Raw genomic sequence first — 24,720 nt, 5'->3', positions numbered from 1 at the left:
CGCCTGTCCAAGCTGAAGCGGACGTCACGGGCACTGAAGCGAACAAAGCAACCGACATGTTAAGACTTGTTCTTTAGTCGAGTTCGAGATTTCCCAAGATATCGAAAATTTGCAAAAGGAGTTTTATAGAATTTACGGCCATCCAGTCGGAAACTAGAGGTGGCGCGGAGGCGTCGCGCTTTCACCGCTGACCATCAGAACGCAACCCTTGAAACACAGTACAAGCTTCAAAACAGAGTTTGCAGCTGTTCATATTTCAGGCGTAAATTACACTATATATAGGTATCAAATACAGTTCGTTTACAAAATATGCTAAGACCCTTGGCTTAGCGGATTGAACAGAAGTTGCTTATCCAAAGTGCTGCGGAACGGACTTTGTTCGCGATTCTGAGGCAACTAAATGCGTCCCACGACATCAGTTTTGACCAAATGACCACCGGCACCTTCGGGTGCCAGCTTTACTACGGTAACAGCTGAAAAATCTTAGGAAGCAAGGCTAAGGAGAAGGGGAGGGGGGCTTGATCTGAGCAGATAACACGCCTCATCTTTTTTCTTGAGGCGATTGTGTAATTATAGGACTGTATTCGAAAAATCGAATGCAGAACAGAGGAGTAGGCGTCAAATGGCCGGGAAGTTCGAAATATACAAAGACAAGGCCGGGGAATTTCGGTTTCGTCTGAAAGCCGGGAATGGTGAAATCATTCTGGCCAGTGAAGGATATGTTCAAAAGGCAAGTGCCACGAACGGGATCGAGTCAGTCAAGAAGAACGCACCGGATGACGAGCGGTATGAACGCAAGGAAACCAAGTCCGGCGGTCACATGTTCAATTTGAAGGCCAGCAACGGGCAGGTCATCGGCACCAGCGAGAGCTATACCAGCGCTTCTGGGCGGGATAACGGGATCGAGTCGGTCAAGCGGAACGCACCGGACGCACGTGTCGACGACCTGACCTAACTTGGCGCGGTAACGCCCTGCCACTCCTATAGGTGCAAACTGCGACGCCGGGATGCGTGGACGCATCTCGGGTAACTCGACTTCGCCACCGAGGCCGTTTGCCCGGAATTGCCGTTACCTACGCGAGTTCAGTCAAGGAATCCGCACCTGCTCTTGTATCCGAATTCTTGAGGGTCGCAGAAAATACCCCGACTGAGCCGGGGTCTTTTACGAGTTTTTGCCGTCCTGGGAGATTGCGCCATACCCGTAGGTTAAGGAGCCATTTTCGAGAATTGGCGAAGCGAGCTGAGCCCGGGCATGAACTGATATTTGCAGATCCTGTTCACGATTTTGACCGTACCCCAAAGTTGCCTTTGCTGAAGAGAAGGCTTTGAATCCCGGCGCCGGTCAAGAGTGCCGCTTAAAGACACGGTGGTCCAACTCGACGACTTTGTTCAAATACGTCCGCTTCACAATCCGGATCACGCAGCCAAAGCTCTGCAACATCTTGTTGATGGCCTTGAGGCCCGCCATCGTTATGCAGCTTTAATTGATGACGATCTTCCTCGGCACTCCATTTACCTACAATATTCAGTTTAAGAACTTGGCGGCGGCAGCTTTTTCAACGCTGTGAAAGCATGAAGTTAAGGGGTTTTCCGTGCTTGTCGAAAGTTTGAAAATGGTAAACCCACGTTCTTTGCTTTGACGTAAGTTTCGTCCTAACTCTGCAACAACATGGCGTTTTTTGACGGCGTGCTATTTCAGCGATCGCACCGGAAAATCGTATAACGCACCAGTGCAATGTGGTTTAACTGACATAAACGCCAAGCTCGGCACGGAGCGTCGCTCCTATCAGGAGACGAAACACCCGTGAGAGTTGCAGGGGGAAGGACAATCAAATACTAGATGACGATTGCCAAGCTGCCCCTGGCGAAAGAAGTCGATGAGTTCAGCTTCGAAGGCACGCCGGTCAACGAGGCGCTGGTCCGTGATCTGGCGACCGGGGAGTTTCTGGCGCGGCAACGCAATGTCGTGCTGATCGGCGGCACGGGAACCGGTAAGTCTCACCTGGCCGCCAGCATCGCTCGGGCGTGCATCCGTCGCGGCAGACGGGGGCGCTTCTTCAACGTTGTGGACCTGGTGAATAAACTCGATGCGTAAGCCCGCGCTGGTCGACAGGGGCGCACGGCGGATCTGCTGTGCCGCCTCGACTTCCTGATACTCGACGAGCTTGGCCATCTTCTCTTTGCACAAACCGGTCGTCAGCTATTGTTCCACCTCATCAGCCGCCTCTACGAGCGCACATCGATCATCGTGACGACCAACCTCGACTTCGGCGAATGGCCCTTGGTCTTCGGCGATGCCAAGATGACTACCGCGCTGCTCGACTGCCTTACCCGCCATTGCGACATCGTCGAAACTGGCAACGAGAGCTGGTGCTTCAAAACCCGAGAATAGCCGAGCAAACGCGGGCCCGATACGGCTTCGTCTTGTGGAGGCTACACCGCATCGCGCCAGTTAACCGCACGTCAACAGGGGGTCAATTTTGGATGCCCTTAGGGGGCCAAAGTTCCATGCCGATTGACATCTAGGGGGCGTTCTCGGCTGATGCAGATGGCGTGCAGCTTTGTGTTCATGCCGCCCTTGGTTCGACCAATCAGGCGTCCACGCCCGCCGCACTGACGCCCGAACTAGACGCCGATCAGTGAGCCTTCAGGTGGGTGGCGTCGATCATCACGGTCTGCTCTTCTGCGTGCTCGACGGCCAAACCCGGCATCATCTGCGCGAAGATACCTTTCTTGCTCTAGCATTTCCAGCGGCTGTAGAGCGTCTTGTGTGGTCCGTAGGCTGTGGGTGGGCTTCGCCAACACAGCTACTACGATTGACCAATATTATCCCGCTCAAGACTCGCTTGTCGTCAACCCGTGGTATTTTGTGAGACTTCGGAAAGAAAGGCTCGAGACGCGCCATTTGCGCGTCGGTCAGCTAGAAAATCACTCATGTCACCGCTCCGTTTTCGGAGCTGTGAAGCACGCGGCACAACGAAAACCAATGAACCTTGACCCTAGATTTGCTGCAAAGCTGTCCGAGAAGACGGGACCACTTCATCTGCCTCCTGTTGACCACTTTGTCGTGCCTTCAGTCGGTGGCCGACCTGAACAATCGCGTCAAGGGCCGGGATCAATTCGGCCCCAAGCTCGGTCAGGCTGTATTCCGTCGAGGGGGGCGACGTGCGTCGGACATGGCGGACCAGTACACCTCGCGCAGCCAGTTCCGACAAACGGGCCGAAAGTACCTTGGCAGAAATCGGCGGAATATCCGAACGCAACTCGCTAAAGCGACGTGGTCCAGCCCGCAGCGACCAGATCACATTTGGCGCCCACGCGCCAGAAATCACTGCCATGCATTCGGTCAGCATACAGGGTTCGGGTGGGGCCGGGCTTCGGTTTTTCCGCATCTTCAGGACCATGGGGCGTTACCAGGTTTCTGCTCGGTTACTCATTTTTCGGGGTAACCAAGCGAAACCTAGTTGTCAACGGTTATCACCTTCGCCATGTCACTGGTGTCAACATTGATCCCCAGAAAGGAACATCATGAAACTCTACTACAAACCGGGCGCTTGTTCGCTTGCCTGCCACATCGCACTGACCGAAATCGGCGCTCCTTTTGAAGCCGAGGCCGTTGATACTGCTGCTGGCCGAACTGAATCCGGCGAGGATTTCTATACCATCAACCCCAGAGGATACGTGCCAGTGCTTGCGCTGGACAATGGTGAAATTGTCAGGGAAGGATCCACCATTCTTCAATATCTTGCTGATAAGAACCCGTCTTCTGGTCTGGCACCCTCAAACGGAACGATGGCCCGGACATGGGTTCAGGAATACTTGAGTTTCGTGTCGGCCGATTTGCACAAATCTTTCAGCCCGCTGTTCAAGAACGATTCCACCGACGCCGAAAAAACTAAGGCACGCAGCATCGTCAAAACGAAATTCGATCAAGTCGAAAACATACTGGCCGATGGGCGGGAATATCTTGTGGACGGTAAGTTTTCGGTCGCAGACGCATATCTCTTCGTTGTCTCGAACTGGGCGAACTTTACGGATATCGATTTGTCTGGTTGGCCAAAACTGAAAGCTTATGTCGAGCGGGTGGCAGCACGTCCTGCAACACAAACGGCGATGCGCGCCGAAGGGCTTATCCAATGACACCAGCCGATCACAAAGCTGTGGTCGGATTGATGGAGGCCTATTTCGAGGGCCTTCATCACGCTGACAGCAACGCCCTGAGAAATGTGTTTCACCCGAAGCTGGCCTATGTCTGCGCCACTGACGGCGACGAGCTGTATCTGGATCTCGAGGCCTATATGGCCCGTGTGGATCAACGCGAACCACCTGCCAAGCGCGGTGACCCGCGTGATGAAGAGATACTGCAGATTTCCTTCGGCAGCCCGAGGCTGGCCCATGTCACGGCTCGTATGTCCATGATGGGGCGCGACTATCTGGACTACCTTTCCCTTGTCCGCCACGGCAACGACTGGCGGATTGTCACCAAGGTCTTCGCTTACGTTCCACGAAAGGAGTAAACCCATGCCATATGTGAATATCAAAGTGACCCGCGAAGGCGGTCCTGACGGAACCGGCCCAAGCCAAAGCGAGAAAGCAAGGCTTGTCGCAGGGGTGAGTGAACTGTTGCACGAGGTGTTGGGCAAAAATCCCGCAACGACTGTCGTCGTGATCGACGAGGTCGATCTGGACAACTGGGGCATCGGCGGGCTTCCTGTTGTCGACTACCGAAAGAAGGTCACGTGAAAACCCGGCTGACCGAAAGCCTGAGCCTGTCCCTCCCGATCATTCAGGCGCCAATGGCGTTTGTTGCGGGTGGGGCATTGGTCTCGGCTGTGACACAGGCGGGCGGGCTTGGGCTGATTGGAGGTGGCTACGGCGATCTGCACTGGATTGCGCAACAGTTCGATGCAGCCGGAACCACCCCGGTCGGGTGCGGTCTGATCACATGGAAGCTGGCAGAGCAGCCCTCTTTGCTCGATTACGTGCTGGAGCGCGGGCCAGCCGCGGTCTTTCTGTCCTTTGGTGATCCTGCACCCTTTGCCGACAGGATCAAACGGACGGGCGTTCCGCTTATCTGCCAAGTCCAGACGCTTCGGGACGCGCGGCGCGCCATCGCGGTTGGCGCCGATGTCATCGTGGCTCAGGGGGCCGAAGCTGGTGGCCACGGCGAGGTGCGCGGCACGATGGCGCTTGTGCCCGAAGTGGCTGACAAAATTGACGCATCGAACAGTTCGGCTGTACTTTGCGCCGCCGGTGGTATCGGCGATGGTCGCGGTCTGGCTGCGGCCCTGATGCTTGGCGCAGATGGCGTTGTGATCGGAACTCGGTTTGTTGCTGCAGATGAGGCGCTGATCCATCCGCAGATTCTCAGCGACATCTTGCGCGCATCAGGGGATGAAACCGTCCGAACCTCGGTTCCCGACATCATTCGCGGTTATTCTTGGCCGGACCGATACTCAATCCGGGTGCGTCGAAATGATTTTGTCAATAAATGGCATGGTCGAGAAGCCGCGCTAGACGCCGACTTGGATGCCGAAAGACGGCTTTGGAACAATGCTCAGAAATCCGGAAATCCGTCAATCGCTCCCGGTATTGTCGGCGAAGGTGTGGGTATCATAAGAACCTCGAAACCTGCAGGACAGATCATTGACGAGATCATGCGCGATACGATCAACCTTCTTAAAGGTGAAGGCGGCAGACATCTGCTTCGGCATAAGGCTTGATTGTCTATCGGTCAAAAAAAATCGATTAGATGGGATCTAAGGCCAGGCCTTGGTGAGTTGTCCCTTTCTGATCGGTAACGTTGTGGGCAGCTAGGCTGACCGGCGCTCTTGACTACCGGGGAGGCCTCGGCAGTTAATTCCGGCTTGGGCAATGAGATCACTGTAGCAATCGCATCCCTGCTGAGTCAGTAATACATCGTATCCAGCTCCGAAAATCCAAGGACGACCGGTATTGCGAGAAAGGCCAGCCCCATCACCAAATCAACTGTATGGTGAAGCTTGTATGGCTGCAATCGAGAACAAACCCGGACGGTATTCGGTGAACACGGTCAGGACCATCGCAGCAAGACCGAACGCCGGCGAGATATAGAGGGTCAGGAAGTTGAAAGTGCCCAGTCCGAGAAAGAAGAAGGCACCATCAAGGCGATGGCGACGGGAGAATCGATAAGGGCGGTTATATCTTTGGTGGCAAATAGCAGAAACTTTCTTCTCCGTTGTTTTGCGACGGAAAAGTGTTCTCCTCAGCAACAGGTACTTTTGAGCACTGTCGTTTAAATGAATATATACCCGGCAACATTGCAGATCGTTCAGACCTGAGTCGGTAACGCAGAGGTTCGAAATCTGGCAGGTGGTTGCCCGATCTCTTTCTTGAACGCGCGGCTGAACGCTGCTTCTGAGGAATACCCACTCAGATCCGCGGCCTCGGCAACGCTGACACCTTTCTCTACCAACGCGCTGCGGGCAATCTGCATACGCCATGCAGTCACATATTGCATCGGTGTGATCCCAAGCTTCTCGGAAAACCGCATTGCGAAACTTGTCCGAGACAATGCCGCCCTGTTGGCCAAAGAATCGACACTCCACTGCGCTGTCGGGTCATTGTGGAACGCCGTCAATGCGCGGGTAAGATGAACATCGGCGAAACCTGCGAGTTTTCCCCCTGTTCTGGCGGTATCTTCGATATGGCACCGGATAGCCTGCGCAAAAATCGCCTCTGACATCTTCAGCGCTATCAAATCACCTCCAAAACGGCCGAACCCTGCCTCGGACCCTATCACACGCAATGTCGCTTCCAGCCAATCGCTGGCCTCGGTGCCATAATCCTGGATGACAATGCTTGGCGGCAATCGGTCAAACAAGAGATGCCTTGATCCTTCGGCTAGGGAAAAATGACCACAAATCAGCTGGTTCTCCATGTTGGGATCGTTGCCGCCATACACCAAAACGCCCTTACCATCATAGCCGGACCTTTCAAGCACATCATCAAGCGGCAAGGCGTCTTCCGGGCCCGAAACACGACAATTCAACGTATGCGCCGCCCCGTGTGGAACCAGGATAAGATCGCCCTTGGTAAGGCGTAGCGCCCGATCTTCACCTGCGACGCGCACCACGCACTCACCGCGATGTACATAATGGAACCGGGCCACGTTCTGGAACGCCGGCACCTGGATCCCCCAGGGCTGTTCGCTAAGGCTGGTACGGAAATAGAGTGTCCCCTTAAGCGACAGGCGGGTCAGGATATCACTTAGCAGATCAAGCATGGTTGCTGATATTACCAAGAGTACGATATCTGTCTACATGTTCGAACGATAGGGCATGCCTTCTGTACGACAGGTAATTCAAAGACAAGGCTAACTGTACGCATATCAGGGCTTCAATCAACTTTGGAGATTCCAGATGAAAACCGCTTTCCTTTCCGCTGCTCTTGTCGTTGCCGGATATGCTGCTGTTGCAGATGAGAACAAGATGAATGATCTTGAAATCGCACATACCGCGTACACAGCCGGTGAGATAGACATCCGCTATGCGCATCTTGCTCTTGCTTTGTCTGACAATAACGACGTTCGAGCTTTTGCAAACACAATGATCCGTGATCATGCGGCCGTGAATCAAGCGGCGGGGGCCTTGATCCAGCAATTGAATGTGACGCCCCAGGACAACGCGCTTAGCCAGGCACTGGTTAAAGATTCGGTCGAGAAACGCGATGAGCTGAGCGGGCTGCGCGGCGAAGCCTTTGATTGCGCCTACGCGCAGAATGAGCTCGCCTATCATCAGATCGTGAACAAAACGGTTGAGGACGAGTTCATCCCCAACACCACCGTTGAACCGCTCACCAACCTGTTGCAGGACGCTCTTACCACATTCAAACAGCATGAAGGCCATGCCGAACAGATGGTTTCTGGGCTGAATTGCGGCTGATGGCTGCACTGTCACGCAGAAAGTTTGGTGCGGTACTGGGTGCGGCACCGCTTTCTCTCCTGGCTGGCGCACGGGGTGCGTCCGCCGGGGCAACCAGCCATCAGGTTTCCATTCGCAAATTCAAGTTCGCGCCTGAAGAACTTGAGATTTCGGTTGGTGATGAGGTGATCTGGACCAATCTGGACATCGCGCCTCACACCGCAACAGAACAAGAGATGCAAGATTGGGACACCGGGTCGCTAGAGCGAAACGAAAAGGCAACCGTGATATTCGGCAAGCCCGGGGTTTATGTCTACTTCTGTGTGTTTCACCCGCATATGATGGGGACTATCATAGTGAAAGAATAATCGGCTGCCACCTTTGATTGAGATCGTCACGGCCTGCTTAAGTCAATTTTGCGCAAGCGACTATCATAACTGCATTCCGCATGGCAGATGGTTAATGAAATGCGACAAAACCAGATAGCCGCCTGGAATGAATAACCTGTCCGTCGTAAGAGTCTTCCGGAGAGCTGAGGCGGTTTTTCAACGGAGGCTCTAGTTCGGTTTCGTTTGAGTTTAGGCGGCTACGGCCTGGTGCTGTAACCGGCGTTTTCGGATTGTCTGGTTCTTGATCTCTTCTCTCATCTTTAGGATCTTTGCGCCTTGGCCGTGATAGACGTCGGCGGGTGTCAGATTCTCCAAGCTCTCATGGTAACGACGATTGTTATAGTTGTAGCGGATTGCACTTATCCTGAGTTCGGCTTGCAATCATCGTGAATTTTCGCTCGAATTGTTTGCGTTTATCCGGAGGCTCAAACTCACATTAATTGCGAATGAGATCAGATGGCATTGCCAACTTATTTGCACCGGGCTGAATGCGGTCTGATCCGCGCCCGTCAGGCGGTCATCTCGGGTGTGTAGCCGTTCCAAAGATCAAAGGCATCGGCTATTGCGTGGCGATAGGATTTGGCGGTGAGGCGATAGCGGCGAGGGCGGAAGATTGTGCTGACCTGATCGTGGACCGCGAGAAACCGTTGTGCCTGGCGCGGTGACTTGAACCGGCCCATGATCTTTTCCCGTTTCCGCGTTGGCCGATGTGACCCTTCGATCCGATTGTTGAGGCCCTTGTGTGTTCGATGGTCAGCGTCAGGCGTGATTGCCTGGATCGGCTTGGTATAACTGCGGAGCTTGTCGGTGATCAGGACACGCGGATTGCCGTAGGCGGCGACCAAACGAGCGAAAAATCGCTTTGCGGCTTTGGCGTTGCGGCGGGGTTGAATGAGAATGTCGAGAACGTCTCCGTTGGCATCGATGGCCCGCCACAGCCAGTGTTTACGCCGTTGATCGGGACGACGCGCTCGTCCATATGCCATTTGTCGTGCGGCCGGGGTCGATCGCGTCGGATACAAGCCGCGAACTGTGGACCGAACAGGTTCACCCAGAGACGAATGGCGATGACACCGCGCTCGGCGAGCAAGTCCTCGACATCGGCAGTGCTCAGCCCAAACCGATGGTAGGCCAAGACGGCATAGGAGATGATCTCGCGGGGAAAACGAAAGCCCTTCAGGCATGGCATCGAGATGGGTATCGTCATGGTGCCTCGCTATCCGAGAAGCGGAGGGCGATAAATTTGGCAGTGCCGTTGACCATGGCTGACAAGATCGTGGTGTTGCTGGATGGCCGGATTGAGAAGGTGGGTGCTCCGATGGACTTGTATCGCGATCCCGACAACCGTTTCGTGGCCGGTTTCATCGGATCCCCCGCGATAAATTTCCTAGAATGCAATGTGGCCGATGGGGTTGTTCGTCACCCGGCGCTGACAAGCCCCATTCCAGTGACACCATCGGTGTCCGAGGCAGCGACGCGGGTGACACTAGGCATTCGCCCTGAGCATATTCAGGTTGATCGGCCCGGTGACATCTGCACAGTTGACCTGACAGAGGCGCTGGTCGGTGAGTCCTATTCTTACCTGCTGACACCCAATGGCGATAAACTGATCGTAGAAGAGCGCGAAGATCAGCGCAGTCGGAAAGGTGAGAAAATCGGCATCTCGATCCGGCCCGAGCGTGCGATGCTGTTTGATCCGGAAACCGGATTGCGGCTGCGGTAGGAGATTTGCGGCGGGATCAGTTTTGGATTCGATTTGAGTCCTGGTGACGCGAAACCCATAACCCGCCCATTTCATGCCGTGCCACGTGACTCGCCGTCAGAATTGCGATGATCCAACCCGTGACGACTGCGGTAGCCGTTCCGAACCAGACACCGATCTCGTTGAAATGCCACAGGCCGACGAAGACCCAGACAAAGAATGCGACCCCGAAGCCCTGGCGGTAGAGGCTGATCCAGACCGTCCAGATGGGTCTTTTGAGGGCCTGAAGCAGCGAATTGATGGAAAAGAGCATCATGTAAAACGGCAGAATCAGGCTGTCGACGCGCAGATAGCTGACGCCTACTCGGATGACTTCGGGGTCGGTGGTAAACAGGCGCATCAGATGCGGGCTCAGGCCCCACAGGATTGGGATGGCCATCGCCGTCATGATAAATCCGACTTTCCAGCAATAAAACAGGGCCGCCCGCACGCGCTGAAAATCCCGGGCGCCGAAATTCTGCGATGCGATTGGCAGCACAGCGCCGGTAACACCCAGCACAGGTAAAAGCAGAATTTGCTCCAGCCGAATGGCGACCCCGAAGCCTGCAATGGCATGTTCCCCGAATATTTTCAGGGCAAACTGCATGACAAATCCTGAAAGCAGCATCACCATGAAAGACACCGCCGTTGGCAGGACCTGAACGGAAATCACGGTAAAGCGATTCAGGCGCGGGGTGAAATAGGCGACCCGCATTCGCTGCATCCGGCGTCGTCGCAGCACCTGCCGGATCATGTAGATCATGACACCGGTTTGACTGATAACGGTAGAAATGGCCAACCCGTCAAAACCGATCCCCGGGATCAGCCCAGGGATGCCAAAAATAAGCAGAGGATTCAGGGCGATATTGGCGAAGAAGGCCACGATCAGGGCGCGCTGCATTGATACCGCATCCCCATGAGCCTGGAGGATTCCGTTGCACCCATGAGCCAGCAGAAATCCGGGCAGTGCCAGAAGAAGCCAATAGAAATAGCGTAGCCCCGCATCACGGTATTCGCTGGGGTCGGACACAAGATGTATCAGCGCGGGGCCGTACCAGAGGCCTGACAACGCCAGAAGCCCGGCGGCGATAAAACCATATGTCAGACCCTGCGCCACCAATCGCCGGGCCATGCGGTGGTTGCCTGCCCCCAGTGCGTTGCCGACAAGGGCGCTCATGGCGGCTCCAAGACCAACCCCAACAGACAAAGTTATAAAGAAGGCCTGAAACCCAAGGGCCAGCCCGGCCTGTGCGCTTGTCGACAACAGCCCGGCAAAAAAGATGTCCACGACATTATAGAGCGTGTTGAACAGCATTCCGATTGCAGCAGGCACTGCCAGTGTCCGGAAATGTGCCGGAATAGACCCTCGGGTCAGGTCAAGATCGACTGGCTGAGCCATGTCACGCAGGCATCACGGGCGCTCGGCCTGAACAGTCAGAAAGACGAATTCCGGGGTCAGAACCTCTTCGAAGCCGTGGTTCAGTTCAGCGTCGACGCTGATCGTGTCGCCTGCGGTCAGCTTGAACCGGGCCTCGCCATACCGATAGACCGCCTCACCTTCGAGCGCCTGAACAAAAACTACGCCGTGACCGACATAAGTCGGAGGATGACCACCCTCGCGCAGAAGGGTTACGCGCCGGGCTTGAAAACGCAGGTCCTTGCGTGAATGCAATGCCAGATTGACATATTCATGGCTATGGCCTGCGGCGATACGGGTGGATTTCAAGCCTTCGCCGTGGCGGACGAGCGTATAGTCGGTGTGATCGGTGCGGGCTTCGCGGAATAGTGACACAATCGGGACTTCAAGCGCTTCGGCCAGCGCAGCCAGGGTGTCGATCGAAGGAGAGACAAGCCCGTTTTCGATACGGCTGACCATTGCGGCGGAAATACCCGATTGCTCGGCCAGTCGGCGGGCCGATTGCTTTCGGCTTTGGCGCAGCTCTTTCAGCGATGCTCCAATTGCGCGGTCGATCTGTCTTCCCGGCGGGTCTCCCTGCATGGCTTCTCCCTTCACTCGCTGCCGTAATAGCCCACAACATCTCCGTCCGTGGTCACGCCAAGCCCGTTCAACAAGCGGTTCACGTAGTTGAAATAGCCGACGATCTGATTGATTTCGAGTATCTCACCATCATCCCAACCAGTCTCTTTTAGCCCGGCCACATCAGAATCGACCATCGTACCCGGTGTCAGCGTCAGTTTTTCTGCGTAGGTCAGCGCGGCAAGATGGGCGCCGTCAAAGGCATCCTGCGGACGATGCGCCTTGAGCGCCGCCTCAATCTGGTCGGCGCGGGCGTCATCATCAATTAGATGTCGGGCGTTGGACCAGTGGTTGGCGTAAGAATAGGGGCAAGTGTTGAGGGTGGATACATAGGAACTGATGACTTCCTGAAACCACATCGGAACCGTGTTTGCCTCATCATGCAGGCAGGCCCGGTACAAAATCACGTGCCCCTTCATTGTGTTGGGGCGCAGGGAATGAACACGCATGACGTTGTCCACTGTGCCATGTGGCGTCCGGGCCAGATCCAGAGTGGCCTTCAGATGCTCGTCGGCGTCTTCGTCAGATATCATCCTGATCCAGGCAGACATTTTTGGTTCCTTCCTTAGTCGTCAGCACAAATTATGGGTCGTGTTGTACGGCGCGCTGAGTTTTTTATTGACGAGTATTGCATATTAAGCAACCATATTAATTAGCGCGCAACAGATTTAAGGATTCTCAGGCCTTGCCCGACTGCCTCACTCAGTCAAAGCGCCAATCTGGCACTAGCTTTCAGGACGGTTTCGCTACCGCCCTTTGTCGGCCCGCGCGCGCTACGGTTTCGGAGAGGCCAACTGAGAAATCACGGCGCAATTTTCACCGCAAAAGACTGCCAGGTATGGTGTCCCGAACCATGACAGGCGCGACATGACACACGCCACTCCGATGATTGAAGTGACCAATCTGGACAAGTATTATGGCACGTTCCATGCGCTGAAAGACGTTAGTTTGACGGTTCATCAGGGTGAAAAAGTAGTGATCTGCGGACCCTCTGGTTCGGGAAAGTCCACACTGATCCGTTGTTTCAATGGTCTGGAGTGGCACAATTCGGGCCGTTTGGTGATAGATGGTATCGAAGTTTACGAGGGGGCCAAGGAGATACGCGAACTGCGCCAGGAAGTTGGGATGGTTTTTCAGCAGTTCAATCTGTTTCCGCATTTGACTGTGCTGGAAAATCTTATGATCGGCCCAATGAAAGTGCGCAAAGTTTCAAAGGTACAGGCCGAAGAGACCGCGCGAAATTATCTTGAGCGCGTGCATATTCCGGAACAGGCCGACAAATATCCGGCACAATTGTCTGGCGGTCAGCAGCAGCGCGTGGCGATTGCGCGTTCTTTGTGCATGGAAACCCGGATCATGCTGTTTGACGAGCCGACCTCGGCGCTCGATCCGGAAATGATCAACGAAGTTCTGGACGTGATGGTCGAGTTGGCCGAAACCGGCATGACCATGGTTGTGGTTACCCACGAAATGGGGTTTGCCCGCAAGGTCGCAGACACGATGGTCTTTATGGAGGCGGGTCGGATCGTCGAGATATCGCCGCCTGAACAGTTCTTTACCAACCCTTCCAGCGAACGGTGCCGCCTGTTCCTGGATCAGATTCTGGCGCATTGAACGTGAGCGATCTGGGCATATCCGGGCCAAAGGGCCAGCCGTTGCCAAAGCCACCGTTTCACAAGCGGTTTTTCGACTCGGTCCTGATTTCCGTTGTCATTTATTCCATTATTGTTGGTCTAATCGCCTATGGCGCTTACGCCGGGGCGCAGAGTATGGGTTATAACTGGCAATGGTATCGTGTGCCGCAATTCCTGTACCGCAATACCGAGGTCGGGTTTGAATGGGGTGAAATCCCAATTGGGCTTGTAGCCACCATCCAACTGTCGGTGACCGCCTTTTTGCTGGCAACGGCGATAGGCCTTTTGGTGGCTCTGTTGCGGCTATCGGGGTTGGTCATCGGGTCAGCGGTTGCCGTGGGGTACCTGGAACTGATCCGCAATATTCCGCTGCTGGTTCTGCTTTATCTTTTCTATTATGTGCTCGGGCCGATCTTTGGGTTTGACCGATACACGGCAAGTATCCTGACACTTGCCGTTTTTCATTCGGCCCTGATTTCCGAGATTTTCCGCGCTGGTATCAACGCAATTCCCACGGGTCAGTGGGAGGCGGCAAAATCCATCGGGATGACACCGTATCAGACCTATCGCTATATCATTTTGCCGCAATCAGTACGGTTCATGCTGCCACCGATGACCGGTGAGGTAGTTCACCTGATCAAATCCTCAGCGATTGTAAGCGTGATCGCGGTGGCTGAACTGACCACGTTTGGACGCAACATCATATCCGATACCTACATGAGTTTCGAAATCTGGTTCACCATTGCACTGGTCTATCTGGTGGTGACCCTGATCCTGTCGATTGGCGTAACCCACCTGGAGAAGAAATATGCCGTCGACCAATAAAACTGAAAACTATGTCGGACAACAAGGAGAACCAAGATGAAGCTTTCTCGCAGAATGTTGGGGGCGGCGCTGAGCGCGGTCGTTGCAACAGGCGTCGCAACATCAGGTTGGGCGCAAAGCACAACGCAGAACCTGTCCAGCGAAAGTGTGATTGAAACCATCAAGCAGGATGGAGTGATCCGCATTGGGCTGTCGCTATTCGTACCGTGGTCGATGCGCGACAAGAACGGTGACCTGATCGGTTTCGAACTGGATGTCGGTCGCAAGCTGGCCGAAGACATGGGGGTCGAAGTTGAATTTGTTCCCACCGCATGGGACGGTATCATTCCGGCGCTGGTTTCGGGCAATTTCGACGTGATCATCTCGGGCATGTCTGTGACGCCGCAGCGAAACCTGACTGTCAACTTTACCGATCCATATGCTTTTTCCGGTCTGGCCATCTTGGTAAATAAGGAACTGACAGATGGAATGACTCAGGCTGATCTGAATTCTGCAGACGTGACGTTCGCAGCCCGTCGCGGTGCAACGCCCGCTGTCGTGATCGCGGAAAACTTCCCGGAAGCAAACTTGTTGCTATTTGATGAAGATGGCGCGTCGACGCAAGAAGTTCTTAACGGAAATGCACACGCAACAATGGCTTCACAGCCTACGCCCAACCGGGAAGCAGGGCGTAATCCTGAAACTCTGCGCGTGATGGAAGGCGATCTGTTTGATCCGCGTGGCGAAGCCTTTGCTATGCGCAAAGGTGATCCGGATGCATTGAACTTCTTCAACAATTGGATTGCTCAGCAATGGCGTTCGGGTTGGCTGGAAGAGCGTCACAATTATTGGTTCGCAACAGAAGAGTGGGCCGACCAGGTTGCTCAGTGACTAAAACAAAGGGCGGCGGCATTGCCGCCCCCGACCCTGAGGCGGAGCAATCCCGGTGCAAGATTTCCTGAAGAAACTGAGATGGCCAGATTATCTGATCGTGGTGACTCTGATCGCTTTCTTCGGGTATATCTGGCTGTCGATCGAAGGCACGCTGAACTACAAATGGCGCTGGGAATTGATCCCGGGCTATGTCGTTGGCTGGCATTCGGGCCGCGAAGAGTATTTCGCGAACCTGTTTCTGCAGGGGCTTATGGCGACAGTCCGTATCAGTATTTACTCGGGCATTCTGGCCTTGTTGCTTGGCACCATTCTGGGGGTTGCGCGGTGTTCAGCAAACCTGACGATCCGGATGCTGGCACGGACGTATCTTGAATTTCTCCGCAACGTGCCGCCGGTTGTGGTCGTTTTCATTTTCTTTTTCTTCCTGTCACAACAATTGATTGACGCGCTCAACCTCGAACGTTGGGCTCGTGGTATAGCGCGGCAAGAGGACAAACATATCTGGACCTTCTTTTTCGGCGAAATGCGCCGTTTTCCCTCACTGGTTTCTGGTGTCATCGTTCTGGCCCTGTTTGAAAGCGCCTTTGTCGGCGAGATTGTCCGGGCTGGTATCCAGTCGATCCCGAAAGGCCAGCGCGAAGCGGCGCGCTCGATTGGTATGAGCAAACTACAGGAGATGCGTTACGTGATTCTGCCGCAGGCGTTGAAGAAAGTGGTGCCACCGCTGGCAAACCAATTCATCTCGCTGATCAAGGACAGCTCGATCCTGTCGCTGATCTCGGTGCAGGAACTCACCTACAAAACAGTCGAGCTTGTGGCCTCGTCCCGCATGATCTTTGAGGCGTGGATCACCACGGCCGGGTTCTATTTTGTTGTGTGTTTCGGCCTCAGCCGATTGTTTGCACGACTTGAAAAGCGGTCAGACAGGCGCTGACGCGAACGGCCCGGGGCAACGCGGATATATGATTTCCGGCTCTCGGGCAGTTGCCACAAAGCTCGGCTGCTGCTGTCCATGCTGCGGCTGGATCATCAATTCATCAAATCATCAATGTCAACCTGCTGAGCGGAGATCAGAACCAGGTTACATTCTTGCAGGTCAACCAGCTGAACAAGGTCCCAGTGCTGGACGACAACGGCTTTACCCTGCGCGACAGCACCGCAATCATGATGTATCTGGCACAGAAGTATGGCGCGGCAGATTGGGCGCCGGATTCGCCAGAAGAGCATGGGGATATACAACAATGGCTGTCCTATTCGGTAAACGAGATTTTCCACGGCGTTGCAACGGCCCGCGCGATTGTTCTGTTTGAACGCGACATCGATTTGACCGGGCCACAGGCACTTGGGCAAAAATCCCTGCAGATTATGGAGCAGCACCTGTCACGACGACGCTGGCTGGCATGTGATCGTCCAACGATCGCCGATCCGGCCTGTTACCCCTACATAGCACTGGCTTATCAGGGAAAGTTATCGCTGGCTCCTTACCCGGCAGTCCATTCGTGGATCGCGCGTATTGAAGCTCCGTCGGGATATATCCTGATGCCGGGGTTGCCGGCACCGGACTAGGACTGTTCGGGGCTACGCCCGGATCTGCACCATGCCGTTTTTGATGCGGGCTTCGAATACCTTCATTGGTCGTGTCGCAGGGGCCGAAACCGCATGTCCGTCACGCACATCGAATGCGCCCTGATGCAAAGGGCACTCGATGACGTAGCCTTCAAAATACCCGTCACACAGATCAGCACCGCCATGATTGCAAAGTGCCAACGAGGCATAGACGCCGCCGGGAGTGTCGTAGACCGCCAGGATACGTGAGCCGATCTCGACCCGTGTGACCCAGTTCTTTTCCAGCCGAGTTGTCTCGATCACGTCTTTCCAGGGTTTTTCATCCGCCATGAGTTACACCTCCGCCTTCTGCCGGATCTGCCTCAAGATCTCGCGATGGGCGGCCAGATACCCCCCAGGCTCAACATGAATGTGGTCTTTCAGCTTCTCATGAAGGCGAGGTAACGCGTGGAAGGGAACTGAGGCCACGTAGTGATGCTCTGCGTGGTAGTTCATGTTCCAGCACAAAAAGGACCAGGGGGCGGATACCAGATTGGTGCGCGTATTTTCGGACATCTGCGCCACGGTGGGGCGTCCGACATGTTCGGTCATCCGGATAAAGCGCATCACCGGCTCACCCAAAAACAAAGGGATTATCCAGTACCAGATCAGTCCCCACCAGCCGGTGATGGCCATACCCAGAAAGATGGCCGTATAGATGGCCAGCATTCTGCGCGCATCGCGATACACCGCCTGATGTTCCACTTTCGGGATGAATCGCAGCTCGGTCTCGCTGAGGTTGCCGCTGGCATGGCGAAAAAGTTCCGTGAATTTACCGCGCCAGTAGGGCAGGGCGGACAGGTACATAAGGTACTCCCCCAACGTCTCGGGCAACGGGATCAGTTCAGGGTCTTCTCCGGTCAGTTGCGTATAAGTGTGGTGATCGCAATGTTCATAGCGAAAGAACCGATGCGGCAGGATAATGATCAGGCCGCAGATCTGACCAACCAGATCATTCAACCACCTCGTACGGAATACGGTATAGTGCACGCATTCATGCTGCAGCGAGAAGTGGTGTACCAGAACGATACCCTGGAGGAACATTGCTGGCCATATCAGCCAGTTGTTCCATGCCAGAGTAACAAGGGTGGTCGTGCAGGCCAGCACCAGAACCCAAAGCGCCAGATGGCGTAAGCCGGGACCGTTAGACCGTTGCATGAAACCTTTCAGCTCTTCACGCGTGAGCTTGCCTTCGGCCAATGCCTGAGACAGGGGCGTTACGATTGCTTGTGACATGTGAATTCCACACAATTTGCCGGTGCGGGGGCCGCGCCCTCATCGCATTTTCCGGCACCGGAGACGGGAGTGCTCCGCACCATAGGGTCCTGTCGGGTGGACTCTATTGCTACCAGATTAGCGTGATGGCACGCGTTTTATCAAGCTTGAATGATCAGCCGGTTCGGCGAAGGCCGATATCCGGATCGGGGTCGGCAAACAGTGCTGCCGCACAGGGGTGTTTGTCCAGAATGGAAGCTCCACCGGGCAGGCGGTCAGCATGAAAAACCCCATCTTCCCAATAGGTCACACCATCGATCTTGATTGTCGGATCAAACACGTTCCAGCTGATTTCGCCGGGAGCATATGCGCCGCAAGTGTGGAAGTGCAGGATACGCGGATTGCCAAAAGCAGAACCGCCCCAGCGTTCGAAATTCTCGCGCATGTCCCAAGGGTATCCGCAGCCCGGATGAATGCCAGCATGCCATGAATGCACGAAATTTCGGTCAATACCGAACTGGCCCGCGACCCGGTCATATTGCGCTTCGGCCCGGGCGACATCGGTGGGCTCGCCCGTGAACCCGGTCAGGCGTCCGTTCTCAAGCAACGCAAACACCGGGCTGTCGAACTCGATCGTATAGTCGTCATAGTATCTTGATCCGGTTCCGGTCAGAAACTTCAGCGCCACCCGCCCTGAAAAACTGTGCGCCGGAACTGGCGTGAAAACTGACATGGGGAATCTCAGGATCGACGTATCGCCCGCCGGATCAAGGTTCATCTCCGGCTTCCCCTGAAAAGCCGTGCCCAGAGGGCAGGTGACCCGCACATCGGTTGCCTCGTTCAGGACGGCATTGATCGCCGCCTTGATGTCGAGAAAGGCATCATGGTGCCCGTTGGAAAAGCCCGACCCGAACAGCTCACGGCTCAGCGCAAAGCTGACGATGATTTTTTTGCCCCGGGGCATCTCCGAAAACCGTAGCTGATCCCCAAGACGGGCAAGAAAGAGGATTATCTCGGCTGCTTCGAACCGCGCCAGAAGATCCGGGGACAGGTGAGGATTGTCCGGATTGAATCCTACATCCACTGCATCAACCGACAACCCCATGGATTGCGCGACGTCCGATACGATCTTGACACTGTCCGCGTCAAAATAACCAAACTCGGGGGGTTCGTAAGCGATCAGAAGTCGGTCACCCACCGCTGCGTGAGCGCAGTTCGTCAAAAGATTTCGCGCGCCGCGTTCGGGTGTGATGTCCGACATTCGCGTCTCCTACGGATTCAAGCCCGTACAGATTAGGCCTGCACCATGCGCCTAATCTATTTGAAAGTAATTATGTCTGACATTAGGGTGACTAATATGATTGTAAATCTGCCCTATTCAGCTCTGCGTGCCTTCGAGGCAGTTGTCCGTCATTCTGGCTTTTCCCCTGCTGCGGCCGAACTTGGTGTTAGCCAAAGTGCGGTCAGTCAGCATGTGCGGACGCTTGAGGAATGGTTGGGTCGCGATCTGTTGGTACGCGGCGCGCGGTCATCGCGCCCAACCCGAGAGGGTGAACTGCTGGCGCTGGCCATCTCCGAAGGGCTGGGGCGCATTTCAGGTGTTTGCACCCAGTTGCGGGATAAGACCCGCAACGACCGGACCATCGTGATTTCATGCCTGCCAGGTTTTGCGTTCAACTGGTTGTTTCCGCGTCTTTTGAACTTTGATCTGGCCCACCCGGACCTATCGATTTCGATCGCTACGGATACTGGTCAATATCCGTTCTCCGGCGCGGATGCGGATATCGGAATCCGCTATGGGCTGGGTGATTACCCCGGCTACCAGGTGGATCTGCTGATGACCGAGCAGTTGTTTCCTGTTTGCGCACCATCTTTGATACCCAACCTGCGCGGGGTCGAGGATCTTGCGAAGCACACGATGCTGGTAGATGAGAATCTGCATCATGGTCCTGCAAGCCCAACCTGGGATTTCTGGGCACGGCAATGCGGTCTGACGCTGCCGTCACCCTTGCGCACACGGCGATTTGGCCAATCCAATCTGGTGGTTCAGGCTGCAATTGAAGGGCTGGGTGTCGCGCTGGGTCGGGAACCCCTGGTGATCGATACGTTATGTGACGGGCGTCTGGTTCGACCCTTTCCAGAACTGACCGAGTCCCCTTTGTCTTACTGGCTGGTTCGGCGACACGAAACCAAGGACAGTCCGAAAGTCGGTGAGTTTCTGAACTGGATCAGTGCTGAAGTAGAAGCGCAACCGGACATCCCGCCATCCGCCGACGCTTATAATTAGCCTGGCTTATATGAGTCATTACCATTCCGACATGGCGCAAGGACGTCTCTCTGCCCATACTGGTACAAGCCATCTGACGATCTGGAGAGCATTTCAATGTATCTGAGAAACTGCTGGTATGTCGCTGCCTGGAGCAAGGATATCGGTCGCGAACTGAAGGCCGAAACGTTTCTGGGTGAAAACATCGTGCTTTACCGGCGGGAGGACGGCACTCCGGTCGCATTGGAAGATGCTTGCCCGCATCGTAAGCTGCCGCTGTCCAAAGGCAATCTGATCGGTGATGTGGTGGAATGCGGTTATCACGGCCTGAAATTCGACTGCTCGGGCAAATGCACGGACAGCCCGACCCAGCGTGGCATGACCCCGCGGCGGGCAGTGGTAAGATCATATCCGGTAGTGGATCGGTATCGGTTCCTGTGGATTTGGATGGGTGATCCGGAACAGGCGGACCCTGACAATATTTTCCTGATCGAGAATTTCGACGATGCCAGTTGGGGCATGACTGATGGTGGAGTGATGGATATCGACTGCCACTACTTGTGGGTTTGCGACAACCTGCTGGACCCCAGCCATGTAGCCTGGGTGCATGTCTCGTCCTTTGCCGGGGCTGGCACGGACGAAGAGCCGCTGAATGTCGAACGAACCGACCGCGGCGTGATTGTCTCGCGCTGGATCGAGAACAAGCCGCCGTCGCCCTATTATGCGAAGCTGGTGGCCTTTGACGGTGATTGCGACAGGCTACAGCATTACGAGATGTGTATGCCCGCGATAGGGCTGAACAAATCCATCTATACGCCCGTCGGAACCGGCGGCTATGACAAACCGCCCGTTGCCGAGACTTTCGTCAACGTCTCTTACAATTTCATGACCCCGATTGATGAGGATCGGACCCGGTATTTTTGGTTCCAGCACCGCAATTCCGATCCCGATAATTCCGAGGTGTCCAAATTCATGAATGATGGCGCGCGGATGGCGTTTCTTGAGGACAAGGAGGTTTTGGAGAAGGTTCATCTGGGCATGAAAAACGCCAAGACGCCAAACATTGATCTGGGATTGGACGCTGGGGCCAAACTATTCCGCAAAGCCTTGGACCGCGCGATTGAGGCTGAGGCTTTTCCGATCAACATGGTTGAGCGGGCGTAAGGTTTGTTGGCCGGTTCCGAAACCCACTAGGCATCGAGGGGGACGTGAAGCCGGGGATGCGCTGCGTCCTGTCGTTCGAACCCTCAGCCAGGTAGGCGGCTTGGGCTTCTGAATTGTCGGGGTGGGTGCCGACCATCATGTAAGAGCAGGACAGCGCGCGCGCCTTTTGTTTTGCGCTTTCGATAAGTTGCCGCCCGACACCCATGCGGCGATACAGCCGTCCAATGAAAAGGTGGTGCATGACGATACCGCGACGGCCTAGCTGCAACTGTGTGAGCGGGCTCAGGGCGACATAGCCGATGACCTCGCCTTTCGTTTCGGCAACCAGCACATAGACCCATGGCTGATTGCCGAACACATCCCGCTCTAACACTGCAGCGTTGATGCTTGGGACATCGTCGTGATGTGCGGCCAGAGCGCGGATAATTTGCAGCAGAAAAGGCATGTTATCCGGCTCCGCGTCCCCAATATGCACCTTTGGGTCCTAGATGGTAGGTTTCATCTTTGCCTCCTGTTTCTTTGCTACTGAAGCGAGATGAAAAATGCCGCGCTGTGGCGGCACTTTCTAACTACACATCAACGGTCGCACTGCTTAGGGCGCGTTGGAATATGTGCCGCGGGGTTGGGCCAAGACGATAATGGCCTAACCCTGTGACGATAGCAGAATAACGTCAAGTTATTCACTGTGCGGTCAGAGGACCGGTGTCCGCCGCCGGTTACGCCGCGCCGTAGATCACTGGGAAACGCCCTCCGGCAAAGGGTGCGCCGGGGCGCAAACTGTCGTCATGCAGCCACTCTGTCACGGCATCGCGTGGCTGGTAGATGGCGCCCTCTACCGCAAATCGGACGGCATAGCCGCGTCTGCGCCGAGTTGAGGTGCGGTTGCCCATTGCCGAATGCACTGTCATGCCGTCAAATGCCAGCGCATCGCCGGGCTCCATCTTTGGGTAGTGAAAGATGTCGTAGGCGGCACGGTTGGCCTCGAAATCAGGCATGTCGATATAGTCGGGGTTGTCTTCCTCAAGATAGTGCAGGAACGCCCCAAGCTGGTCGGTTTTGAAAGGCCGGTACTTGGCACCCCAATCGTGTGATCCACGAACGAACTCCAGCGCGCCATTGTCTGGGTCAACCGGGTCCAGAGCGATCCATATGGTCATGATTGGTCCGGCCACCGGCCAATAGGGTTGATCGGTGTGCCAGCCCGTCTGGGTTTTTGTCCCCGGCTCTTTGGCAAAAATCTGGTCATAGATAAGCGAAGTCCACGGGCTGCCCGCCACCTCAGCCACGCGCTGGCCGATATCCGATGTCAGGCAATAATCCTGAAATACGCCCGGGTTTTCGCGCATGTTCTTATAGGCAAAATAGCGCTCGCCTTTAGAAACCTCTTCATCTACGGCCTTGCGTAGTTTGGTAAGCCAATCCTGCGACAGAATTTGTTTCAGCAGCACGACTCCGTCGCGTGCATAGGTTTCCTGAATGATCTTCAGGTCAGATGTCTGTGTCATGTAACGTCCAATTCAACGCCTCTTCCATTGAGGCGGTTGCAGTATGCAGGCGCGTTGCACCCGGTTTGTCCGGCGTTACGTGATGGGTGAGCTGCGGCAGTTTATAATGAAACAGGGCCAAAGCGATCGGGCCGACCATTTGCCGGCAAGACGTCGATGGAACTGTTCAATGCGAAGGCTCATTGCGGCACCTTTCACCAGCCAACTTAACCTAATTTTTCGCATTGGCATAGAACACATGACGGATCGTTTTACATGGCCATAAGTCTATTGACGGAATGTGCGTATTAATCAATATTATTACTACCATGCAAAAGTATTCCATCTTCTCGCTCGCCCGGAACGCACTGACCGGGCATAAGAACTGGCCCAGAGCCTGGCGTAGTCCGCCGCTGAGGAATCGGTACGATGTAGCGGTGATCGGGGCGGGGGGGCACGGTCTGGCCACCGCCTATTATCTAGCCAAAGAGTTTGGCATCACCGATGTGGCTGTGCTGGAACGTGGTTGGTTGGGTGGCGGCAACATTGCCCGGAACACTGTGACTATCCGATCAAACTACATGCGGGATGAATCGATCCCATTCTACGTCAAATCCGTCGCCATGTACGAAGGTCTCACGGATGAGCTGAACTTCAACATGATGCATTCCAAACGAACCATGGTGGATGTGGTTCAGACCTGGCCCAAGCTGCGCGAACTGCGGCGGCGAAAGCTGGTGATGGATATCTACGGATCGACCTATGAACAGATCAGCACCGAGGAATTGCGCCGCCGCATTCCGGCGCTGACTGGCGGCGGGCCGGATGCGCGGCTGCCGGTGATCTGCGGCATGGTGCATACGGATGCCGGCGTGAACCGGCATGATGCCGTGGCCTGGGGCTATGCCCGTGCGGCTGACGCGCTTGGAGTAGAGATTCATCAGCAGACGGCGGTGCAATCCCTGCTGCGCGGGGCAGATGGCTCGATCGAAGGGGTTGAGACCAACCGGGGCGTTGTCCGGGCAAAGAAGGTGGTTGTGGCCGTCTCGGGTCACACAACCACGCTCACTGAAACTGCCGGGTTGAAACTGCCGCTGCGGACGATGAACCTGACCGCGTTTGTGTCCGAACCGGTCAAGCCGTTGGTCGATGTGATCGTGAACTGCCCGGACAGCGGGTTCTATTTCAGTCAATCCGACAAGGGCGAGATGGTGATCGGCGGTGCGCCCGACATGGGGCAGAGTTTCCGCCGTGACATCAAGCAACACGTATTCGAAGACACGGTGACCGCAATGCTGTCCCTGTTCCCGAGTTTCAAGAAGCTCAAACTGATGCGGCAATGGGGCGGGCATCTGGATATTGCCCATGATGCCTCGCCGATCATGGATCAGACAGAGATTCCGGGGCTGTTTGTCACCGCCGGATGGTGGGGCGGCTACAAGGCCATTCCAGCAGGGGGGCTGACGCTGGCTCATCTGGTGGCAAAGGGGGAACCGCACCCGCTTATGGCGCCCTTCACTCTTGGCAGGTTCCGGCATCTGGACTTCGTGATGGAAGCCGGAACCACTACGGCGCGATAGGAAAG

General features: G+C 55.3%; 27 protein-coding genes and 3 pseudogenes. 17 read left to right on the top strand and 13 right to left on the bottom strand.

What is annotated here, in order from left to right; genetic code table 11:
- The first annotated feature begins 622 nt into the window (after positions 1 to 622).
- Positions 623 to 955 carry a YegP family protein gene (locus ACR3FC_RS19725; RefSeq protein ID WP_480478062.1) on the top strand — a complete coding sequence of 111 codons (333 nt, stop codon included), beginning with the start codon at positions 623 to 625 and terminating at the stop codon, positions 953 to 955.
- A gap of 867 nt (positions 956 to 1,822) precedes the next feature.
- Positions 1,823 to 2,392, top strand: a pseudogene (gene istB, locus ACR3FC_RS19720) (IS21-like element helper ATPase IstB); the annotation flags it as partial.
- 131 nt (positions 2,393 to 2,523) lie between these two features.
- Here the strand turns inward: istB and ACR3FC_RS19715 are convergent.
- Together ACR3FC_RS19715 and ACR3FC_RS19710 are read right to left on the bottom strand one after the other, a co-directional pair.
- Positions 2,524 to 2,905: pseudogene (locus ACR3FC_RS19715) on the bottom strand (transposase); the annotation flags it as partial.
- 94 nt (positions 2,906 to 2,999) lie between these two features.
- A complete protein-coding gene (locus ACR3FC_RS19710) occupies positions 3,000 to 3,338 on the bottom strand; it encodes a winged helix-turn-helix transcriptional regulator (protein WP_480478060.1) in 339 nt (112 codons plus the stop codon).
- A gap of 190 nt (positions 3,339 to 3,528) precedes the next feature.
- Between ACR3FC_RS19710 and gstA the strand changes: the two genes are divergently transcribed.
- Genes gstA through ACR3FC_RS19690 form a run of 4 tightly spaced genes read left to right on the top strand, consistent with a single transcriptional unit; the run spans position 3,529 to position 5,723 of the window.
- Positions 3,529 to 4,140: a glutathione transferase GstA gene (gene gstA / locus ACR3FC_RS19705; protein ID WP_480478058.1), complete on the top strand. Its 612-nt coding sequence runs from the start codon at positions 3,529 to 3,531 to the stop codon at positions 4,138 to 4,140.
- The gene (locus tag ACR3FC_RS19700) at positions 4,137 to 4,517 is read left to right on the top strand and encodes a nuclear transport factor 2 family protein (RefSeq protein WP_480478056.1); all 381 of its coding nucleotides are present in this window, start codon (positions 4,137 to 4,139) and stop codon (positions 4,515 to 4,517) included. Before gstA ends, ACR3FC_RS19700 begins: the two co-directional genes overlap by 4 nt.
- Positions 4,518 to 4,521: 4 nt before the next feature.
- The gene (locus ACR3FC_RS19695) at positions 4,522 to 4,743 is read left to right on the top strand and encodes a tautomerase family protein (protein WP_480478054.1); all 222 of its coding nucleotides are present in this window, start codon (positions 4,522 to 4,524) and stop codon (positions 4,741 to 4,743) included.
- A complete protein-coding gene (locus tag ACR3FC_RS19690) occupies positions 4,740 to 5,723 on the top strand; it encodes an NAD(P)H-dependent flavin oxidoreductase (RefSeq protein WP_480478052.1) in 984 nt (327 codons plus the stop codon). The genes ACR3FC_RS19695 and ACR3FC_RS19690 overlap by 4 nt, the downstream gene beginning before the upstream one ends.
- Positions 5,724 to 6,310: 587 nt before the next feature.
- Here the strand turns inward: ACR3FC_RS19690 and ACR3FC_RS19685 are convergent.
- A complete protein-coding gene (locus ACR3FC_RS19685) occupies positions 6,311 to 7,264 on the bottom strand; it encodes an AraC family transcriptional regulator (RefSeq protein WP_480478050.1) in 954 nt (317 codons plus the stop codon).
- A 136-nt stretch (positions 7,265 to 7,400) separates the two neighbouring features.
- Here ACR3FC_RS19685 and ACR3FC_RS19680 point away from each other — a divergent pair, with 136 nt between their 5' ends.
- Entirely contained in the window at positions 7,401 to 7,922 is a 522-nt protein-coding gene (locus ACR3FC_RS19680) for a DUF4142 domain-containing protein (protein ID WP_480478048.1), read from the top strand.
- Positions 7,922 to 8,269 (top strand): cupredoxin domain-containing protein, encoded by a 348-nt coding sequence (locus ACR3FC_RS19675; RefSeq protein ID WP_480478046.1) that lies wholly within the window; start codon positions 7,922 to 7,924, stop codon positions 8,267 to 8,269. The genes ACR3FC_RS19680 and ACR3FC_RS19675 overlap by 1 nt, the downstream gene beginning before the upstream one ends.
- Before the next feature lie 530 nt (positions 8,270 to 8,799).
- On the opposite strand, the pseudogene ACR3FC_RS19670 reads toward ACR3FC_RS19675, so the two are convergent.
- Positions 8,800 to 9,497, bottom strand: a pseudogene (locus ACR3FC_RS19670) (IS6 family transposase).
- On the opposite strand from ACR3FC_RS19670, the gene ACR3FC_RS19665 reads away from it, so the two are divergent.
- Positions 9,414 to 10,013 carry a TOBE domain-containing protein gene (locus ACR3FC_RS19665; RefSeq protein ID WP_480478044.1) on the top strand — a complete coding sequence of 200 codons (600 nt, stop codon included), beginning with the start codon at positions 9,414 to 9,416 and terminating at the stop codon, positions 10,011 to 10,013. The pseudogene ACR3FC_RS19670 and the gene ACR3FC_RS19665 overlap by 84 nt on opposite strands.
- Before the next feature lie 16 nt (positions 10,014 to 10,029).
- Here the strand turns inward: ACR3FC_RS19665 and ACR3FC_RS19660 are convergent, their stop codons facing one another.
- Genes ACR3FC_RS19660 through ACR3FC_RS19650 form a run of 3 tightly spaced genes read right to left on the bottom strand, consistent with a single transcriptional unit; the run spans position 10,030 to position 12,620 of the window.
- Positions 10,030 to 11,430 (bottom strand): MATE family efflux transporter, encoded by a 1,401-nt coding sequence (locus ACR3FC_RS19660; protein ID WP_480478042.1) that lies wholly within the window; start codon positions 11,428 to 11,430, stop codon positions 10,030 to 10,032.
- A gap of 12 nt (positions 11,431 to 11,442) precedes the next feature.
- On the bottom strand, positions 11,443 to 12,030 hold the full coding sequence (locus tag ACR3FC_RS19655) for a helix-turn-helix domain-containing protein (RefSeq protein ID WP_480478040.1): 588 nt from the start codon (positions 12,028 to 12,030) through the stop codon (positions 11,443 to 11,445).
- A gap of 11 nt (positions 12,031 to 12,041) precedes the next feature.
- Entirely contained in the window at positions 12,042 to 12,620 is a 579-nt protein-coding gene (locus ACR3FC_RS19650) for a carboxymuconolactone decarboxylase family protein (protein WP_480478037.1), read from the bottom strand.
- Between the two features lie 316 nt (positions 12,621 to 12,936).
- Here ACR3FC_RS19650 and ACR3FC_RS19645 point away from each other — a divergent pair, with 316 nt between their 5' ends.
- From ACR3FC_RS19645 to ACR3FC_RS19625, 5 genes are read left to right on the top strand one after another with little or no spacing between them, the layout of a single operon-like run.
- Positions 12,937 to 13,683 carry an amino acid ABC transporter ATP-binding protein gene (locus tag ACR3FC_RS19645; protein ID WP_480478035.1) on the top strand — a complete coding sequence of 249 codons (747 nt, stop codon included), beginning with the start codon at positions 12,937 to 12,939 and terminating at the stop codon, positions 13,681 to 13,683.
- A gap of 2 nt (positions 13,684 to 13,685) precedes the next feature.
- On the top strand, positions 13,686 to 14,528 hold the full coding sequence (locus tag ACR3FC_RS19640) for an amino acid ABC transporter permease (RefSeq protein WP_480478033.1): 843 nt from the start codon (positions 13,686 to 13,688) through the stop codon (positions 14,526 to 14,528).
- A 36-nt stretch (positions 14,529 to 14,564) separates the two neighbouring features.
- Positions 14,565 to 15,398 carry a transporter substrate-binding domain-containing protein gene (locus tag ACR3FC_RS19635; protein WP_480478031.1) on the top strand — a complete coding sequence of 278 codons (834 nt, stop codon included), beginning with the start codon at positions 14,565 to 14,567 and terminating at the stop codon, positions 15,396 to 15,398.
- Between the two features lie 55 nt (positions 15,399 to 15,453).
- Positions 15,454 to 16,335 (top strand): amino acid ABC transporter permease, encoded by an 882-nt coding sequence (locus ACR3FC_RS19630; RefSeq protein WP_480478029.1) that lies wholly within the window; start codon positions 15,454 to 15,456, stop codon positions 16,333 to 16,335.
- 50 nt (positions 16,336 to 16,385) lie between these two features.
- Entirely contained in the window at positions 16,386 to 16,967 is a 582-nt protein-coding gene (locus ACR3FC_RS19625) for a glutathione S-transferase N-terminal domain-containing protein (RefSeq protein WP_480478027.1), read from the top strand.
- Between the two features lie 12 nt (positions 16,968 to 16,979).
- On the opposite strand, the gene ACR3FC_RS19620 is transcribed toward ACR3FC_RS19625, so the two are convergent.
- The 3 genes from ACR3FC_RS19620 to ACR3FC_RS19610 all read right to left on the bottom strand — a co-directional run bounded on the left by ACR3FC_RS19620 (position 16,980) and on the right by ACR3FC_RS19610 (position 19,482).
- On the bottom strand, positions 16,980 to 17,297 hold the full coding sequence (locus ACR3FC_RS19620; RefSeq protein WP_480478025.1) for a non-heme iron oxygenase ferredoxin subunit: 318 nt from the start codon (positions 17,295 to 17,297) through the stop codon (positions 16,980 to 16,982).
- 3 nt (positions 17,298 to 17,300) lie between these two features.
- The gene (locus ACR3FC_RS19615; protein ID WP_480478023.1) at positions 17,301 to 18,242 is read right to left on the bottom strand and encodes a fatty acid desaturase family protein; all 942 of its coding nucleotides are present in this window, start codon (positions 18,240 to 18,242) and stop codon (positions 17,301 to 17,303) included.
- A 154-nt stretch (positions 18,243 to 18,396) separates the two neighbouring features.
- Positions 18,397 to 19,482 (bottom strand): hypothetical protein, encoded by a 1,086-nt coding sequence (locus tag ACR3FC_RS19610; protein WP_480478021.1) that lies wholly within the window; start codon positions 19,480 to 19,482, stop codon positions 18,397 to 18,399.
- A gap of 96 nt (positions 19,483 to 19,578) precedes the next feature.
- On the opposite strand from ACR3FC_RS19610, the gene ACR3FC_RS19605 reads away from it, so the two are divergent.
- The gene (locus ACR3FC_RS19605; protein WP_480478019.1) at positions 19,579 to 20,508 is read left to right on the top strand and encodes a LysR substrate-binding domain-containing protein; all 930 of its coding nucleotides are present in this window, start codon (positions 19,579 to 19,581) and stop codon (positions 20,506 to 20,508) included.
- A gap of 96 nt (positions 20,509 to 20,604) precedes the next feature.
- Positions 20,605 to 21,651 (top strand): aromatic ring-hydroxylating dioxygenase subunit alpha, encoded by a 1,047-nt coding sequence (locus ACR3FC_RS19600; RefSeq protein WP_480478017.1) that lies wholly within the window; start codon positions 20,605 to 20,607, stop codon positions 21,649 to 21,651.
- Here the strand turns inward: ACR3FC_RS19600 and ACR3FC_RS19595 are convergent.
- The 3 genes from ACR3FC_RS19595 to ACR3FC_RS19585 form a co-directional block, all read right to left on the bottom strand.
- Positions 21,629 to 22,096 carry an N-acetyltransferase family protein gene (locus ACR3FC_RS19595; RefSeq protein ID WP_480478015.1) on the bottom strand — a complete coding sequence of 156 codons (468 nt, stop codon included), beginning with the start codon at positions 22,094 to 22,096 and terminating at the stop codon, positions 21,629 to 21,631. The genes ACR3FC_RS19600 and ACR3FC_RS19595 overlap by 23 nt on opposite strands.
- A gap of 271 nt (positions 22,097 to 22,367) precedes the next feature.
- Positions 22,368 to 23,156 (bottom strand): phytanoyl-CoA dioxygenase family protein, encoded by a 789-nt coding sequence (locus ACR3FC_RS19590; RefSeq protein WP_480478013.1) that lies wholly within the window; start codon positions 23,154 to 23,156, stop codon positions 22,368 to 22,370.
- Positions 23,140 to 23,295, bottom strand: a complete 156-nt coding sequence (locus tag ACR3FC_RS19585; RefSeq protein WP_480478011.1) for a hypothetical protein — start codon at positions 23,293 to 23,295, stop codon at positions 23,140 to 23,142. Before ACR3FC_RS19585 ends, ACR3FC_RS19590 begins: the two co-directional genes overlap by 17 nt.
- A 169-nt stretch (positions 23,296 to 23,464) precedes the next feature.
- On the opposite strand from ACR3FC_RS19585, the gene ACR3FC_RS19580 reads away from it, so the two are divergent.
- Complete coding sequence (locus tag ACR3FC_RS19580; RefSeq protein WP_480478008.1) at positions 23,465 to 24,715, top strand: FAD-dependent oxidoreductase; 1,251 nt, start codon at positions 23,465 to 23,467, stop codon at positions 24,713 to 24,715.
- Positions 24,716 to 24,720 lie beyond the last annotated feature (5 nt).

The organism is Ruegeria sp. AF3 (genome assembly GCF_056536285.1).
Note: the sequence above shows the minus strand (reverse complement) of the source record. Positions and strands in the feature narration are given on the sequence as shown.